Raw genomic sequence first — 16,638 nt, forward strand, 5'->3', positions numbered from 1 at the left:
CGCCAGGCGGGGCACGGCGGCCAGAAACTCGCGGGCCAGCGCCGGGACTACGACGCCGTGGCCGGCCGCCCGGGTGAGGACCCGGGCGGCCGGGGGGTCAGGCGCGGCGGCGTCGCCGCGTGAAGGAGAAGCCGACCAGGCCCGCGACGGCGGCCAGGACGCCGCCGGTGGTGGTCCAGACCCAGCGGGAGGAGAACTCGGGCAGGAAGGACGACGCCGACGACTCGGGGGCGGCGGAGGCCGAGGGGGCGGGCTCCGGGTTGACCGTGCCGGGGCGGTTGATCGGGGTCAGCGGGGCGGCCAGGGTGCCCTGGTCGCCGCCGGTGTCGCCCTTGTCGGCGGTCAGGGTGAGGTCGACCTTGAGGGGCAGGCCCAGGTCCTGTTCGGGGATCTCGGTGGAGGACAGGCGCACGTAATACGTACCGGGCAGTGGATCTTGATCTGCGGGCTCGGCCCAGGAGCGTACCTGCCGGATCTGGCAGCCCAGCGTGAGCTCGGTGGCGTCGGGCGCGGCCAGGGGGCTCTGCTCGCCGGCGACGCAGGGCTGGCGGCGGCGGAGGCCGTCGAAGACCTCGATGGTCCAGGCCTGGGCGCCGTGCCGGTCGGCGGTCGCGGGGAGCGTGACCTTGGCCGTCAGGGCCGGCTGCTGGCCTGCCTCGGCCGGGAAGGACCAGTACAGGTAGTCGCCGGTGACCGCGGAGACCTGGGCCGGGTGGGTGGTGTCGATCGGGGTGGCGGTCAGGTACGAGGTTCCGGCGCTGCCGGAGGCCGCGAGCAGCGCGGCGAGCAGGACGTGCATCAGTTCTCCCTCCAGGTGGCGACCCACCAGCGGGTCAGCCAGCCGGCCAGCACGCCGGCGATCAGGCCGGCCACGACGAGGACCAGCAGGAGCAGCCAGCCGCGGCCGAGGCCGGGGGCGTCGGGGGCGGTCGAGGCAGCGACGGTGTCGATGCTGAGCTCGAGCGGCATGCCGGGGGCGCCGGCCGAGGTGGCCGAGGCGAACGAGTTGCTGACGATCACGCAGACGTCCGTCACCTCCAGGGAGGACCAGCGCAGGCCGGCCGAGATGACGTCGGCCCGCCCGCTCGCCGCGTCCAACCCCCGGACCAGCTCGCGGCCGTTGGTGGTCGATGCCTTGAGCAGTACGCCGTAATCGCGGTTGACCGGCCGGTCGAGGGCCACACTGACCGACACCCGCAGTTCCTCACTGGCCCGCACCGGCACCCGGTAGTAGCGGTGTTCGCCGATCCGCTCCCGGTCGGTGTAGACGCCGGGGGAGAGCGTCGGGGCCTTGTCACAGGTGAGCGCCCCCGCCACGGTCGCGGGAGTCACCGGCGGCGGGACGGCGGCGCGGTCCACGAGCTGCTGGACCCGATCGGTGAGCTCCTGTTCGCTCTGCGCCGAGGCGTACGTACCGCCGGTCGCCGTGGAAATGCAGACGAGCTGCTTGCGGGTCTTCTCGTCGGGGGTGAGGCCGAGCGTGTCCACCACCAGCTTGGTGCCCCGGGCGGCCAGTTCGCGGGCGACCGTGCACGGGTCGGGTGGCGTGCACGTGTCCTCGCCGTCGGTGATCAGCACGATGCGCCGGGCCGCCTCGCCGGTGCCGAGGTCCTTGGCGGCCGCCCGCAAGGCCAGGCCGATCGGGGTGTAGCCGGTGGGCTTGAGCGCGGCGATGGCCGCCTTGGCCGCGGCCGCGTCAACCGGGCCGACCGGGACGATCTGCTGGGTGTCCTGGCAGCCCTTCTTCTTGTCGTCGCCCGGGTAGGTGGCGCCCAGGACCCGGATGCCGAGGTCGGTGGTCTCCGGCAGCCCGTCGACGACCTGGCCGAAGGCGCGCTTGGCGACCGCGATCCTCGTCTGGCCGTCGATGTCCTTGGCCCGCATGGAGCCGCTGACGTCGAGGACCAGCTCCACCTGGGGCGCCTCGGTCTCGTCGGCCCGGGCCGGGGCGGCCGGAAGCGCGACGACAAGACCGACTAATACCATTATGGATAGTCTTTTGTGGATCACGCGGCAAGATCATAAGGCGTGCCGGAACCGGGGTGCGTTCAGGGGGCGGCCCTACACGAGGTCGAAACTCTCCCACAGGCCGATCGCCGTCCGGTTGGCGACCAGCGAGCCGGCCCCGGCGTCCTCCGCGCACACATACTTGCCGTTGGCCGCGCAGCGGAGGCTGATCGAGCCGTCGGCGTTGCCGACCCGGACGAACTTCTCCCAGCTGCCGATCGCGTCCCGGTCGGCCACAAGCGGCGACCCGCCGGCGTTCTCGGCGCACACGTACTTGCCGGTCGTGGCGGACCGGAGCGCCACCGATCCCGAACCGGCGTCGACGATGGTGAACTTCTCGGCGGCGGTGGCCGCCGATGCCGTCAGCGGCGAGCCGGTCACGAATTTGTTGTTGGCGCGGGACCGCAGAGCCACGGTGTCCGCGGCCACGACCGGCGCAGTGGGCCGGGTGGCGGTCAGCGCGATCTGGCCCTTCAGCATCCGGCCGCCGTCGCCGGCCAGGCGCAGGTAGTAGTCGGCCGAGCAGCGGGTGCCGTCTTCGTCAAGGGCCAGGAACGTGCTGCCCACCGGCACGTCGGCCCCGGTTTCGGCCGTCTTGGCGATCTGGTTGCCCTCGTTGTACTCGTCGAACATCGAGATGTAGACGGCCGGCGCGCCGGCCCGGATCACGTTGTAGAACTGCCGCCACATGAAGTCGCCGTGCCGGCGCTGGCCCTCCTGCAGATCACCCGGCAGCACGCACGGCTGGTAGTCGATGCCGTGGGCGGTGCAGTCGGCGACGTCCGGCACGGTCACGTTGTCGTGGAACCAGTCGGAGCCGGCGCTGTCGCCGATCCGGCCGACCATCCACGGCGAGACCATGTCGAACGCGTGGTAGACATCCTGGAATCCGGCGCGCGAATCGTCCTTGCCGTCGGCCCGGCGCCAGTGCGTCGGCGTACCGCCGATCAGGTAGACGCCCTGCGCCTTGAACCAGGTGATGACCTCGAGGCAGACCGCCGCGTCCCACGGGTGGGCGTCGTCGTTGAAGCCGAAACCCCAGATGCAGACGACGGGCCGGCCGTCCTGTGTGGCATAGGCCGAGGACGCGGTATGCGCCTTCATCTTGGCCGTCCAGTCGTCCTTGATCTGCTGCTGCATGTCCTTCCAGTTGGTGACGTCGTACATGATGTAGAACTTGCGGCCGTGCTTCTCGGCCGCGGCCCGCACCTTGACGGTGATCGCGTCGCGGACGGGGCCCTCCCCGCCGACCGGGTTGAAGCGCTGCAGGGCCGCGGTGTCGAGCCCGTTCTCCCGCATCCACCGGAAGTGGGTGTCGACGGTCTGCTGGTCGTACGACGAGAAAACCGTGGCCGGGCGGCCGTCGCCCAGGTTTGCGTAACCGGTGGCGTACGTCTTCTCGTAATCGCGGACGTCGGGCCACGATTTGAGGGCCTGGTTGGCCGGTGACGGCGGGTTCTGCCAGATCTGGCCGTAGTGCCACCAGCCGTCGAGCGGGGCGCCGTCGCCCTTGCCGGTGAACCAGCCCTGGTACCCGACGGTGATCTTGCCGACGACGTCGCCCGGCCCGGAGGCCTGGCCGGCGGGCGTATCGCCGGCGAACGCGTCGAGCGTGACGCCGGTGGCCACGGCGGCGGTGCCGGCCACAGCGGCGCCCAGGAGGGCGCGGCGAGAAAGCTTCATGTCTTCGACGCTAGTTTGACCGCAGATATGGGTAAATACGTCCCAGAAGGGCTTCATAAAAGCTTAAGAGAAAGTGCCACTGGCGCCGGGGAACGACAGGTCCCCGTGGGCGCGGCAACACCCACGGGGACAGCAGTCTCGGGACCGTGTCAGCGCTGGAAGCGTGCCGGCACCCACCGGCTGCGCGCGGCCTTGGCCTGGGCCGCCCGGCGGCGGACGAGCACCACCGCGATCACGGCACCGACCGCCGCCAGAGCGCCGGCGGCGGGAACCGGCTTGCGGCGGACCGCGCCGCCCGCCTGACGCACCTTGGCCGGGGCCGTCTCGCGGAGCTGCGCGGCCCGCGTGGTGACCGCATGCCGCAGCCGCGGCCGGGGCGTCTCGGGTGTGGTCGCCTCGTCCTCGGGGGCAAGCAGCTCGTCCGTACCGCTGCCGGTCTTGTCGATGCTCATGGCGCTCCTCGCTGTAGAACCGGCCGCGGAACGGGGAGTGACCGCGGCTGTACGGCGCTGCGTGCCCCGCTTCGAAGATCGGCTAACCGCGCTCCCGGTTCATTCATCCCCACGCGCCGTGACACGCCAGCTCAGAAGGTGTCCCTGTCGGATTCCGGTCAGTGTGGGCAGCGAGGTCCCGGCCCGACGATCCGCCGTCACACCTCGTTACGCTGCGTGCTGCCTACCTGGGGAGGACCGATGCGATCGTCGCTGACCACGCCGAGGCTGCGGCTGCGGCACTTCACGATGGACGACCTCGAGGAGCTGCACGAGCTCTTCGCCGATCCGCTGACGCACACGATCGGCTCCGGGCCGTTCACCGCGCTCTCGCAGACCGAGCAGTGGATCCGCAACCGCACCAAGGCTCAGGCGGAACACGGCTTGTGCTGGTACGCCCTGCGGGATCTCGACTCCGGCGCGCTGATCGGGAATTGCGGAATGCTCAAGGGCCGCACCGGCTACGCCGAACCCGAGATCGGCTACATGATCCGGCACTCCGACCAGGGCCGCGGCTTCGCCTCCGAGGCGGCCCGGGCCGTTCTCGCCGAGTGTCGCGCCGCCGGCCTGAAGCGCGTCTGGTCGAGCATCCGCCCGGCCAACACGGCCTCCCGCCGCATCGTCGAACGCCTGGGCCTGCGGGTCGACCGCACCGAGCACGACGACCGGGGAGCCCTCCTCTTCTACGTGATCGACCTCAGCGGGCCGGGCGGCGGGGCTGGCGCGTGATCGATCTCTGCGGGCCGGTTCAGCGCAGGGCGGCGACCGCGGTCCGCGTCGCGTCGGCGATGAGGGTGTCGGCGGAGGGGGCGTCCGGCCGACCGCGGTCGGACTGGATGGCCAGGATCAGCGGGGCGCCGGCCGGCGGAAAGAGGACGGCGATGTCGTTGCGGGTGCCGTAGCCGCCGCTGCCGGTCTTGTCGGCGACGGCCCAGCCGCGGGGAACGCTGGCGCGGATGTAGGGGGCGCCGGTGGTGTTGCCGCGCATCGTGTCGATCAGGAGGGTGCGCCGTGGGGCGGGAAGGGCGTCGCCGAGGGCGAGGCGCTGCAGGGTGGTGCCGAGGGCGCGGGGTGTGCTGGTGTCGCGCGTGTCGCCGGGGGTGGCCTCGTTCAGGGCGGGCTCGACGCGGTCGATCGTCGTGACGCTGTTGCCGAGGGCGCGCAGCTCCCGCTCCAGGCGGCCGGGGCCGCCGAGGTGCTCGAAGAGGAGGTTGGCGGCGGTGTTGTCGCTGTACTGCAGGGACGCGGTGATCAGCCCGCCGATGGTCATACCGTCGCCGACATGCTCGGACGTGACGGGGGAGTGCGCGATCAGGTCGCCCCGCCGATAGGTGATCACCTGGTCGAGGTCGGCGGTGCGGCGCAGCACGACGCCGGCCTGCAGCGCCTTGAACGTCGAGGCATGGGCGAAGCGCTCGTCGGCGCGGTAGGCGACCGTCCGCCCGGAGCCGGTGTCCAGCGCGTAGACGCCGAGCCGCGCCCTGAATCGCTCCTCGAGCCCGGCGAAAAGCAGAGCCACGGCAGGACCGGCCGACGGAGACGCAGCAGAGGCAGAGGACGGAGCAGCGGGAGAGGCGGACGAGGCGGCCGGCCCCGGATCGGCCGGCGAGCAGCCGGCCAGAGCCACGGCGATGATCAGGACCGCCGTCCCGCGGAGCCGGATCATGGCGTACCCCAGGTCGAGGCGTTCCAGCCGGGAGCGGAAACGAGGGGGACGGGTACGCCGCCGCGGACAGTGCCCAAGTCGCTCAAGGTGACCTTCTCCAAACCGTCGCCGGGCCCTCCGTTGCTGGTCACGGCGAGGGCCAGGGTGTTACGACCGGACGGGTTCAGAATGCCGTTCGGCAGCACGAAGGTGTTCTGCGGGCCCACGTTCGCGATGTACTGCCCGAGGTTCCAGCCGTTCAGGAAGATCAAGGCACGGTAGTTCGCCGAGGAGCGTACGGTCGCCGGATCCCCGATGGTCAGGCCGAGTGACGCGTCGTGACCCGCCGGGACGGCGAGGTCGAAGGTGGTGCGATACCAAGTGGTGCCGGGCGCAACCGTCGAGGCGGACGACCAGCCGCTGTCGGGATAACCGGGCAGGTGGAAGCCGTAATACTCGCCGCCCAGCCCGCCCGCGTTGGTGATGCCGCGGGCCGGGTCGACCAGGTCCTCGCCACCGCGGTTGCCCTGGATCTGCCACGTCGCGGCGGCCCCGAGCGAGGTCGAGATCAGCCCGCGGCCCTCCTTGTGCGCGTCGTCGGCCGCCATGTCCTGGCTGCGCCCGTTGTTGCGGACCATCACGGTGACCTCGTGGGCGCCCTCGCCGCGGGCCGCCGCCGGCACCTTGAAGGTCGCCTCGGCCGTCCGCGGTGGCGACGGCACCCCGTTCGGCACCACGTCCTGCCCGGCGTAGGCGCCGTCGACCCACACCTGCAGCAGACCGGCGCCCCCACCCCCGTACCGGAAGCTCAGCGATTCGACGTCCCCGGTGAAGCGGCCCTGGTACCAGATGTCGCCCTGGTGGAAGCCGTAGTCGTCGGCGGTGAGCACGGGCTGGCCGGCCGGTGGCGGTGTCGTGGAGGCGGTCGTGGTGCGGTCGGCGGCGCGCCAGGCCGGGACGGCCGGGTCCGGCGCCGAGCGCCACGTGAGGGCGGGGAGCCTCACCGCGTACGGCCCGGGCAGTTTGCCGGTGACGGCCTGGCCGTTCCACAGCACCCGGTCCACCCCCGCGGGCCCCCAGGTCCGCAGGTCCGTGGGCGCGCTCGTGTCGCCGGTGAGCAAGAGCGAAGACCCTTCGACCGAGGCCGTACGGACCAGCGCCGGTCCGCTCACGATGACCGGCCCGGCCGCCGTGTCGTAGCGCCAGAGCGCGCTCACGTCGTCGGTGAGCAGCAGGGTGAGCGGGGGCCGGCCGCCCCCGGTGATCCGCACCTCCACGAGGCCTTCCCTCGTGTGGTTCACATGCAGGTCACCGGTGGCGGCGTCGTAACGGCTCTCCACATTGTCCGAGACGGTCGGCGCGCTGCTGTAGCGGAGAACGGTTTCGCCCCGGCCGGCGAACAGCGCGGTGCCCGGAAAATGGGTCACCAATTCGGAGGTCGAGTAGACGAGGTGCTGCCCGTCCATGTCGTAGTCGGCGATCAGCAGTTTGGCGTCCAGCCCGTCGAGGCGTACGGGCAGGGTGTAATTCCCGTCGGCCGTGGCGATGGGCAGCGTGAAATTCTCGGTGGCCGCGGCGCGGGCCACGAAAAGGTGCGCGCCCGAGTCGGGATTGACGTCGTGATAGACCCTGACCCTGGGCGAGGACGGCGTGACGGCCGGGCCCCGGACGAGCTTGGTGAGCGGTTCGAAGCTCTGCCCGAAAAGGCCCAGCTGCTTCATCACCGTCGTCTTCGGCCGCAGTTGCCGGGCCTCGCTGATCGCCGCGCCGTAATCGTACGAGGTGTAGACGATCGGCGACGGCAGCCAGCCCCACGACGTCCCGCCGTAGGTCATGTAGAAGTTCTGGATGCTCAGTCCGTTGGCGATGTTCGTGCCGTAGAAGACCTTCTCGTAGCCGGGCCCCGCGCCCTTTTCCGCGAGGCATTCGTACGCGCCCGGGCCGCCCCAGTAGTCGAACCAGCCGCCGCCGAACTCGGCCGTGAAGCCCGGGGTATCCGGCGAGGCGGCCGCGCCCTTCGACCCCCAGATCCCGAAGTCGGGCGCCTGTTTCATCGGGTCGGAACACCGTTGCGGCCCGACGTACGCGTCGAAGGCGTACAGGTCGACCGGTCCCGGCGGCGCCCAGTAGCCGTTGCGCCCGACGTCATTGTGGAAGATGGGCACGGTGATGCCGTCGGCCCGGACCTTCGCGGCCAGGTGTCTCATGTAGCGCTGTTGCGACGGCCCGACCGCGAAGAGCTCGTTCTCGATCTGCTGCAGGATGACCGTGCCGGTGCCGTTGGTGTATTGATGCCGCCGGATGATCGCGTCGATCCGCGACATCCATTCGTCGGCCGCGGCCAGATAGCTCGGCGCGTCGCTGCGGGCCCGCGCCGGATCGGTGTTCAGCCAGCCGGGAAAGCCGCCGCCGCTGGTTTCCGCGTTGATGTACGGGCCGGGGCGCGCGATCACGTACAGCCCGGTCTCCTCCGCGATGTCGAGGAGCAGATCGACGTCGCGGACGCCGGTGAAGTCGTACACACCCTTCTCAGGGGAGTGGTAGGCCCAGTTGAAATAGAGCGAGACCGCGTTGTAGCCGTTGGCCTTCATCTTCTGCAGAACGTCGCGCCACAGGCCGGGGCTGGGCAGGCGCCAGTACGAGAATTCGCCCGACCAGATATAGGTCCGCTTGCCGTCGAGCATGAGCGAGTACTTGTCGTACGTCACCGTGTGCCCGGCCGCGGGCCGCGGCGCGTCGGCTGCCAGCGTCCCGGCCAGAAGGAGCACCAGGACGAGCGCGGCGCGGCGGACCAAGGTCATCTGCCACACGCTACGGGAGGCGGGTTTGTGATCCGCCTTACGCACGATTCTCATCCCGCCGCGCCTGGACAACGATGTTGAGGTGCAGCTGCTCGGACGGCGACGGGAATGTGCCGCGCTCGACCGGACGATCGCGGCCGTCCGGACCGGGGAGAGCCGGGTCCTGGTGGTCCACGGTGGGCCGGGCGTCGGCAAGACCGCACTGCTCGACTACGCCCGCGGCCGGGCCACCGGTCTGCGCGTGCTGCGGGCGGCCGGCGTCGAGTCGGAGATGGAGCTCGCCTTCGCCGCCCTGCACCAGCTCTGCGGGCCGCTGCTCGACCTGCTGCCCCGGCTGCCCGACGTGCAGCGGGCGGCCCTGGAGACCGTGCTCGGCCTGCGCGCCGGCGCCCCGCCCGACCGGTTCCTGGTCGGCCTGGCCGTGCTCAGCCTGCTCTCCGAGGCGTCCGAGCAGTCCCCCCTGCTGTGCGTCGTCGACGACGCGCAGTGGCTCGACCGGGCCTCGGCCCAGGCCCTGAGCTTCGTGGCCCGGCGGCTGCTGGCCGAGTCGGTGGCCCTGGTCTTCGCCACCCGCGAGCGCGAACCGGCCCTGATCGGGCTACCCGAGCTCGAGATCACCGGTCTGCGCGACGGCGACGCCCACGCCCTGCTCGACTCGCTCACCCACGCCGGGCTCGACCGGTCCATCCGGGACCGGATCGTGGCCGAGACCCGCGGCAACCCGCTCGCCCTGGTCGAGCTCCCGCGCGGGCTGTCGCCGACCCAGATCGCGGGCGGGCTCGGCCTGCTGCGGGCCGGCGACTCGCTGCCGGGCCAGATTGAGCAGAGCTTCCTCAACCGGATCGCCGAGTTCTCCGACCAGACCCGGACGCTGCTGCTGATCGCGGCGGCCGAACCGCTCGGCGACCCGGTGCTGCTGTGGGCGGCCGCCGAACGGCTCGGCATCGACCCGGCGGCCGCGCTCGCCGGCGGCACCGACGGGCTGCTCGCCATCGACGAACGGGTCACCTTCCGGCATCCGCTGGTCCGCTCGGCGGTCTACCAGGCCGGCCCGCCCCGCGCACGCCGGGCCGTCCATCTGGCCCTGGCCGAGGTCACCGACCCCGCGATCGACCCCGACCGCCGGGCCTGGCACCGCGCGGCGGCCGCGGCCGGCCCCGACGAAGAGGTGGCGGCCGAGCTCGAGCGGTCGGCCGGCCGGGCTCAGGCCCGCGGCGGCCGGGCCGCGGCGGCGGCCTTCCTGCAACGGTCGGTACAGCTCACCCTGGACGCCGGCCGGCGCATCGGCCGGGCCCTGGCCGCGGCCGAGGCCACCCTGCAAGCCGGCGACCTCGAGGCCGCGCGCCGCCTGGCCGACCTGGCCCGGCGCGACGCCGACGGCGAGTTCCCGCGGGCCCGGGCCGAGCTGATCCGCGGGCACATCGCGTTCGCCTCCGGCCGCACCGACGAGGCGCCGGGGGCGCTGCTGGCGGCCGCCCAGCGCCTCGAGCCGTACGACCTCGACCTGGCCCGGGAGACCTATCTGCTGGCCTGGGGCGCCGCCCTGATGGCGGGCGACCGGGAGACCATGGCCGCGACCGCCCGGTCGACCGCCGCGCTGCCCGCCCGCGAGGGGCCGCCGCGCGTGCTCGACCTGGTCCTCGACGGCTACGGCGAGATCCTCACCGGTCACCGGGCCGAGGCGGTCCGGCGGCTGCGCCAGGCCGCCGTGCTGATGGCCGATCTGCCGCTGGGCGACGCCCTCGTGTGGGGCTGGGTGGCCAACGGCGTACCCCCGTCGATCTGGGACGACGAAGCCCTGCGGGCCCTGACGGACCGCCAGGTCGCGGCCGTCCGGTCGGCCGGGGCGCTGGCCCACCTGCCGCTCGACCTGACCGCGTCGGGCATGTCCACCTCGTTCACCGGCGACCTCGACCGGGTCGCCGCGATCGCCGCCGAGGCCGAGACCGTGGCGTCCGCGCTCGGGCTGCCCATCTCCCCGTACGTCCGCTTGCGCCTGTCCGCCCTGCGCGGCCGCGAGCCCGAGGCGTCCCAGCTGCTGGCCCGGACGATCGCGACGGCCGAGGCGGGCGGCGAGGCGCTCGGCGTGACGATCTCCCAGTGGTCGGCGGCGGTGCTGAACAACGGCCTCGGCCGCTTCGCCGAGGCGATGGCGGCGGCGCGGATCTCGGCCGGGATGGCGGTGCTCTGGGTCGCCGACTGGGCGCTGCCCGAGCTGGTCGAGGCGGCGGCCAAGGCCGGCGAGCCCGAGATCGCCCGGGACGCGCTGCGGCGGCTCACCGACGCGGCCGGACCGGCCGGCACCGACTGGGCCGAGGGCACGCTGGCCCGCTGCCGGGCCCTGCTGAGTGACGCGGCTTCGGCGCCGGACCTGTTCCGTACGGCGATCTCGCGCCTCGGCCGTACGGGCCTGCGCTCCGAACTGGCCCGGGCCGAGCTGCTGTACGGCGAATGGCTGCGCGACCACGGACCCCGCGACGAGGCGCGCGAACACCTCCGTACCGCTCATGAGATGTTGACCGAGATGGGCCTGGAGGCCTTCGCCGAACGGGCCCGGCGCGCGCTGCTGGCCGTCGGCGAGGCCGTCCGCAAACAGGCCCCGGGGTCCACCGGCCACGACGAGCTGACCGCCCAGGAACGGCAGATCGCCGTCCTGGTCCGCGACGGCCTCTCCAACCCGGAGGTCGGCGAACGGCTGTTCCTGAGCCCCCGCACGGTCGAATGGCACCTGCGCAAGGTCTTCACCAAGCTCGGGGTCACCTCCAGGCGTCAGCTGCGCGAGGCCCTGCCCCGCGAGACCCCCCGTGGCTAAGGTGTCCAGGCATGAGCTCCGTCGATGTTCTCGTCATCGCCGCGCTGCCCCTGGAGTACGAAGCGGCCCGCGCCGCCGCCTCCGGCTGGCAGGAGGAGGACGCCTACCTCATCGGCGAGCTCGACGCGGCCGACGGGGGCCGGCTGACGGTGGCGCTGGCCCGGCCGACCGAGATGGGCGGGCGCAGGACGGGCGCGTTCGCGGCCGCGCTGACCGAACAACTCACCCCGGCCTGCCTGGCCATGAGCGGCGTCTGCGCCGGCGACCCGGCCGACACCGCCCCCGGCGATGTCGTCGTCGCCTCGCCCGCGTACGAGTACGACGAGGGCAAGCTGTCCGGCGCGGTGTTCCAGGGCGCCCATCAGCAGTACCCGCTGAGCGACCGCTGGCTGCGCGCGGTGCAGGACTTCCGCCCTTCGAAGCTGCCCAGTTTCGGCGAGGCCGGGTCGCACGAGTCCGACGTCTGGCTTCTGGAGCGCCTGTACCGGGGCCAGAACCCCAAGACCCACCCGGCGCGGGACCGGTATTTTCCCCGCGGCACCTGGACCCCGCGGTTGTCGAAGCTGGAGGCCGACGGTCTGATCGCCTGGTCCGGGAGCGCGGACTATGCCCACCCGGCGCGCACTGACGCTGGTGAGCCGCCGGTGGCCGGCGGTTGGGCGCTGACCGCCGCCGGGCGAACGAGGATCATGCGGGCCCTGGACGACATCGACGGGCCGGAGCGGCTGCCCTTCGCCGTCCTGCCCGGACCGATGGCCAGCGGCAGCGCGGTGATCCAGGACCCGGAGATCTGGGCCCGCCTCAAGGCCATGGGCGCTCGCAAGATCCTCGCCCTGGAGATGGAGGCCGCGACCATCGCCACCGTGGCCCATGACCGCGAGGTCCCGCACTGGCTGGTCGCCAAGGGCGTGATGGACCACGCCGACTTCGCCAAGGACGACCGCTTCAAACACTTCGCCGCCCGCGCCTCGGCCGAGGTCCTTTTCGCTCTCCTGGCCCAACTCCTCCCGAGCCGCGCCGGGGTAGCCGCCGCCGGGCCCACGCTCACCTCCGCCGCCGCCGGGCCCACGCTCACCTCCGCCGCCGCCGAGCCCGCGTTCGCGTCGGCCGTCACCGGGTCCGTGAAGCTGGACGTCACGCGGCGCCTGCATGCCGATTGGCCGGATCTGGCCGACCGGCTCGGCATCCCCGGCTACGAACGGGCCCGCTTCCCCCACGGTCGCGAGCCGGCGGCCGTCTGGGAGTGGCTGGAGGTGCGGGGCCGGCTCGCCGAGCTGCCGCCCGCGCTCGACGACATCGGCCGCTCCGACCTGAGCCGCCTGATCCGGGGCCGGGGTAGCCAATAGACGTATACGTCTATAGAGTGACGGCATGCCGCTGGACGCCACCCGTAACAGCCTCGTGCTGCCGATCCTCGGCCTGCTCGTCGAGCAGCCCACCCACGCGTACGAGGTCACCGCCCGCCTGGAAACCCGCTACCCGCACCTCAAGACCCGGCGCAGCAGCGTCGTCACGCTCCTGAAAACCCTGGCCGACGGCGGTTTGCTCCATCCCGACACGCCGGAGAGCGTCGGCAACCGCCCCGCGCGGACCACGTACCGGCCCACCGATGCCGGGATCTCGCTGTTCCGTTCACGTGTCCACGAGACGCTGACCGAGGCCCTGCCCGCGTCGGCCGACTTCCTGACCGGCGTCGCGTACCTCGGCATCCTGCCTGTCACCGAGGCGATCGCGGTGCTGCGGACCCGGGCCGAGCGCCTGCGGCGCGAGACCCCGGTGATCCCACCCGGCCTGCCCGAGATCCAGATGATCGAGGTCCACTACTGGCTGCGGGTGCTGGCCACCGAGATCGCCTGGCTGACCGAGACCGCCGACCGGTTGGCCGGCGGCGACCTGGAGGTACTCGCATGAAGTTCGGCATCTACGTCGGCAGCCGCGCCGGAGCGACCTGCGCCGGTCCCGCCGACCCGGTCCACATCGGCCCGCTCGTCGACGACCTGGCCGGCGGCCAACCCTTCGTGATCCGCGAATATGTCCGCTGGTGCGGCGGCAACACCGCCTTGGAGCAAGAGATAGGAGCCGCCGGCGACCTCGATCACCTGACCATGCCCGACGACTGGTACATCTCCGGGGGGCGTGAGCTCGACCTCGTGCTGAGCTACCTCCCTCCGGTGGCCGACCTCGACGGCTGGCTCCGCTTCATCGACCGAGCCCTCGACCGGTACGGCCACCTGGTGAAATATCTGCAGGTCACACTCGAGGCGAATTTCCCCATCCCGCACATCGACGGCAGTTCGCCCGGCGTTCTCACCGCGCTCACGCGAGGCCTGCCCTACGCGCGCACACGTGTCCGCGACGGCGTCCAGGTCGGCTTCTCGCTGGCCGAGCCCGCCGAGTGGCTCGGCGGCGACGACCCGTTCTGGCGGGACCTCATCTCCCTGCCGTACGCCGACTTCGCCGCGCATGTGGACTATGCGGGGCTCGGCCTCTACCCCGACGGCTTCTCACCCCATCCCGACGTCCACGCCGCCACTCTGCACGCCGTGAAACACCTTCGCGATCGACTCGCCGAGGCCCACTTCCCACCGGACCTCCCGTTCCACATCGCCGAGGCCGGCAGCCCCAGCGGCGCCCACCGCACGCCGGCCGGCCAGGTCTCGTCGCTGACCGCGCTGATCGACGCGTCCGCCACTGCCGGGGCAGCGCAGTTCGAGCTCTTCGCCCTCTCCGACGCGGACTCGGCCGCCGGCTCCGCCCTCGGCACGTTCGGCCTCTGCGCCGGCGACTACGCCCGCAAACCGGCCTACGAGACCTATCGATCTCTCATCGCGGCCCAAGGTCGCGCGTGACCGCGGCAGCACCGGCCGGCCACCGTCGATCGGTCAGCGCCACGGCCCGGTGATCACGCACGTGACGCCCGGGTACTGCACGTTGAGGAACAGGTGGCGGCCGTCGGCGGTGAACGAGGCGCCGGCGAGTTCGCTGGCGCCGGTCGGCCCGGGCTCGGGGAAGTCCTCCGGGTTCCAGTAGTGCAGGTCCAGCGGCTCGGAGGTCGGACGGCGGCGTGGTCGGACGACGGGGCGGTGGGGCAGCCGCGCGGTGGGGCGGTGGGGCGGTGGGGCGGCAGCGGGGTTGGGGCGCGGAAGTCGCTGACACGGGCCGGGTGCCGGTGGGGTGCGCGTGTCAGTGCGGTGTGCGCGCCGTGTGAGCGGTGGGGGTCAACCTGGGCGCATGAACACACCAGTCACGATTATCGGGGGCGGGCTCGGCGGGCTCACGCTGGCCCGGGTGCTGCACGTCAACGGCATTGCGGCCACGGTCTACGAGGCGGAGGCGTCGCCGGAGGCTCGGGCGCAGGGCGGGATGCTCGACATTCACGAGGGCAACGGGCAGCCGGCGCTGGCGGCGGCCGGGCTGACCGCGGAGTTCCGGGCGGCGGTTCTGGAAGGGCGCGAGGCTTACCGCGGGCTCGCCCCGGACGGGTCGCTGCTGTTCGACAAGGCCGACGACGGGAACGGTGGGCGGCCTGAGGTGCCGCGGGGGGAGCTGCGGCGGATCCTGCTCGATTCGCTGCCGGCGGGGACCGTTCGGTGGGGGCACAAGGTCGAGGCGGTACGGGGGCTCGGCGGTGGACGCCATGAGGTGATTTTCGAGGGTGGGCGGACCGTGGTCACGCGGCTGCTGGTGGGGGCGGATGGGGCCTGGTCGCGGGTGCGGCCACTGCTGACGGAGGCTGTGCCGGCCTACGCCGGGACCTCGTTCGTGGAGACCTTTCTGTACGACGTGGCGCGGCGTCACCCGGCGGTCGACCGGGTGGCCGGGCCGGGGACGACGATCGCGGCCGACTTCGCCGGGAAGCAGATCAACGTGCATCGGGAGGCCGGTGGGACGTTGCACGCGTACATCGAGTTGCACGAGCCGCTGGACTGGTTCGCCGACCTGGACGCCGCGCGGGTGGCCCGGGAGTTCGACGGGTGGGCGCCCGAGCTGGTCGCGTTCATCACCGACAGCGACACCGCGCCGGTGCACCGGCCGCACTTCGGGCTGCCGGCCGGGCTGCGCTGGGACCGCACGCCCGGCGTGACGCTGCTCGGCGATGCCGCGCATCTGGCCCCGCCGGACGGGGAGGGCGCCAACCTGGCCATGCAGGACGCGGCCGAGCTGGGCACGGCCATCGCGGCCCATCCGGACGACTTGGAGGCGGCTCTCGCGGAGTACGAGGAGGCGCTGTTCCCGCGCAGCGAGGCCCACGCGGTGGCCGCCGCCTATCAGCCCACGGCCGAGGACATGCTCGCGTTCTTCGGCAGCTGAGCGGCCAGGCGGGCGGCGTCCTGGCTGGGTGGAGCGCCGAACTGGCGGCGGTACTCGCGGCTGAACTGGGACAGGCTGTCGTAGCCGACGGTGCGGCTGACGCCGGTGATGTCGGCCGGGGCGGCGGCCAGCAGCAGGCGGGCCTGTTGCAGGCGGATCTGCTTCTGGAACTGGATGGGGCTGGTCGCGGTGACGGCCTGGAAGTTGCGGTAGAAGGCGGACGGGCTCATCCCGGCCAGCCGGGCCAGCTCCTCCACCTGGAACGCGCGCGTGTAGTGGTCGCGGATCCACTGGACGGCGCGGGCGATGTGGGTGAGGCTGCTGTCGGCCAGCCCGAGTTGGCGTACGGCCGCACCCTGCTCCCCGCTGAGCAGCCGCCAGAGGATCTCCTTCTTGATCAGCGGGGCCAGCATGGCCATGTCGCGGGGGCGCTCGATCAGGCGCAGCAGCCGGACCACCGCGTCCAGCAGCTCGTCGGGGGCGTCGCTGACGACCAGGCCGGAGGGGGTGCCGCCGGGGGACGGGGGCAGGTCGCCGGGCGGGGCGTGCAGCAGGACCTCGGCGATGGCGGCCGGGTGCAGCAGCAGGCCGAAGCCGAGGGCGGGCTCGTCGGGGCTGGCCCGGGTGAACTGGCCGGTCACCGGCAGGTCGACCGAGGCGATCAGGTACTGCCCGGCGCCGTACTCGTAGACGCGGTCGCCCAGGGCGAGCCGCTTCGAGCCCTGGGCGATCACCGCGAGCACCGCGCCGGACATGGCCGGCGCCGGCGGGCCGGTGCGGTCGACCTTCGAGATCAGCACGCCCTCGATCGGGGTGAGCTGATCGGGCCGGGCGTGGCGGGACAGCAGTGCTCTCAGCGCGTCGAGCTTCATCGCACAATCCTCCCTA

13 protein-coding genes are annotated in these 16,638 nt (G+C 72.6%); 6 read left to right on the forward strand and 7 right to left on the reverse strand.

Going from position 1 to position 16,638, the window contains the following annotated elements:
• Window positions 1-97 precede the first annotated feature (97 nt).
• The 4 genes from AB0J66_RS19040 to AB0J66_RS19055 all read right to left on the reverse strand — a co-directional run bounded on the left by AB0J66_RS19040 (window position 98) and on the right by AB0J66_RS19055 (window position 4,142).
• Window positions 98-799 carry a peptidase gene (locus AB0J66_RS19040; protein ID WP_364661949.1) on the reverse strand — a complete coding sequence of 234 codons (702 nt, stop codon included), beginning with the start codon at window positions 797-799 and terminating at the stop codon, window positions 98-100.
• Complete coding sequence (locus tag AB0J66_RS19045; RefSeq protein WP_364661952.1) at window positions 799-1,986, reverse strand: VWA domain-containing protein; 1,188 nt, start codon at window positions 1,984-1,986, stop codon at window positions 799-801. The genes AB0J66_RS19040 and AB0J66_RS19045 overlap by 1 nt, the downstream gene beginning before the upstream one ends.
• Window positions 1,987-2,061: 75 nt before the next feature.
• Window positions 2,062-3,690, reverse strand: coding sequence for a lectin (locus tag AB0J66_RS19050; RefSeq protein ID WP_364661955.1), 1,629 nt, complete (start codon window positions 3,688-3,690; stop codon window positions 2,062-2,064).
• Between the two features lie 149 nt (window positions 3,691-3,839).
• Window positions 3,840-4,142 (reverse strand): hypothetical protein, encoded by a 303-nt coding sequence (locus AB0J66_RS19055; protein ID WP_364661957.1) that lies wholly within the window; start codon window positions 4,140-4,142, stop codon window positions 3,840-3,842.
• Window positions 4,143-4,382: 240 nt separating this feature from the next.
• On the opposite strand from AB0J66_RS19055, the gene AB0J66_RS19060 reads away from it, so the two are divergent.
• Window positions 4,383-4,910 (forward strand): GNAT family N-acetyltransferase, encoded by a 528-nt coding sequence (locus AB0J66_RS19060; RefSeq protein WP_364661960.1) that lies wholly within the window; start codon window positions 4,383-4,385, stop codon window positions 4,908-4,910.
• Between the two features lie 19 nt (window positions 4,911-4,929).
• On the opposite strand, the gene bla is transcribed toward AB0J66_RS19060, so the two are convergent.
• A complete protein-coding gene (bla, locus tag AB0J66_RS19065) occupies window positions 4,930-5,700 on the reverse strand; it encodes a class A beta-lactamase (protein ID WP_364661963.1) in 771 nt (256 codons plus the stop codon).
• 143 nt (window positions 5,701-5,843) lie between these two features.
• Window positions 5,844-8,627: a beta-galactosidase gene (locus tag AB0J66_RS19070; protein WP_364661966.1), complete on the reverse strand. Its 2,784-nt coding sequence runs from the start codon at window positions 8,625-8,627 to the stop codon at window positions 5,844-5,846.
• A gap of 82 nt (window positions 8,628-8,709) precedes the next feature.
• Between AB0J66_RS19070 and AB0J66_RS19075 the strand changes: the two genes are divergently transcribed.
• The 5 genes from AB0J66_RS19075 (at window position 8,710) to AB0J66_RS19095 (ending at window position 15,750) form a co-directional block, all read left to right on the forward strand.
• On the forward strand, window positions 8,710-11,439 hold the full coding sequence (locus tag AB0J66_RS19075) for an AAA family ATPase (RefSeq protein ID WP_364661969.1): 2,730 nt from the start codon (window positions 8,710-8,712) through the stop codon (window positions 11,437-11,439).
• An 11-nt stretch (window positions 11,440-11,450) separates the two neighbouring features.
• The gene (locus AB0J66_RS19080; RefSeq protein WP_364661970.1) at window positions 11,451-12,785 is read left to right on the forward strand and encodes a hypothetical protein; all 1,335 of its coding nucleotides are present in this window, start codon (window positions 11,451-11,453) and stop codon (window positions 12,783-12,785) included.
• Between the two features lie 25 nt (window positions 12,786-12,810).
• On the forward strand, window positions 12,811-13,350 hold the full coding sequence (locus AB0J66_RS19085) for a PadR family transcriptional regulator (RefSeq protein WP_364661973.1): 540 nt from the start codon (window positions 12,811-12,813) through the stop codon (window positions 13,348-13,350).
• Window positions 13,347-14,288, forward strand: coding sequence for a hypothetical protein (locus tag AB0J66_RS19090; protein WP_364661976.1), 942 nt, complete (start codon window positions 13,347-13,349; stop codon window positions 14,286-14,288). Before AB0J66_RS19085 ends, AB0J66_RS19090 begins: the two co-directional genes overlap by 4 nt.
• Window positions 14,289-14,670: 382 nt before the next feature.
• Window positions 14,671-15,750: an NAD(P)/FAD-dependent oxidoreductase gene (locus AB0J66_RS19095; RefSeq protein ID WP_364661979.1), complete on the forward strand. Its 1,080-nt coding sequence runs from the start codon at window positions 14,671-14,673 to the stop codon at window positions 15,748-15,750.
• Here the strand turns inward: AB0J66_RS19095 and AB0J66_RS19100 are convergent.
• Entirely contained in the window at window positions 15,708-16,622 is a 915-nt protein-coding gene (locus AB0J66_RS19100; protein WP_364661982.1) for an AraC family transcriptional regulator, read from the reverse strand. The genes AB0J66_RS19095 and AB0J66_RS19100 overlap by 43 nt on opposite strands.
• Window positions 16,623-16,638: the final 16 nt, after the last annotated feature.

The organism is Actinoplanes sp. NPDC049598 (assembly GCF_040675435.1).
GTDB lineage: Bacteria > Actinomycetota > Actinomycetes > Mycobacteriales > Micromonosporaceae > Actinoplanes.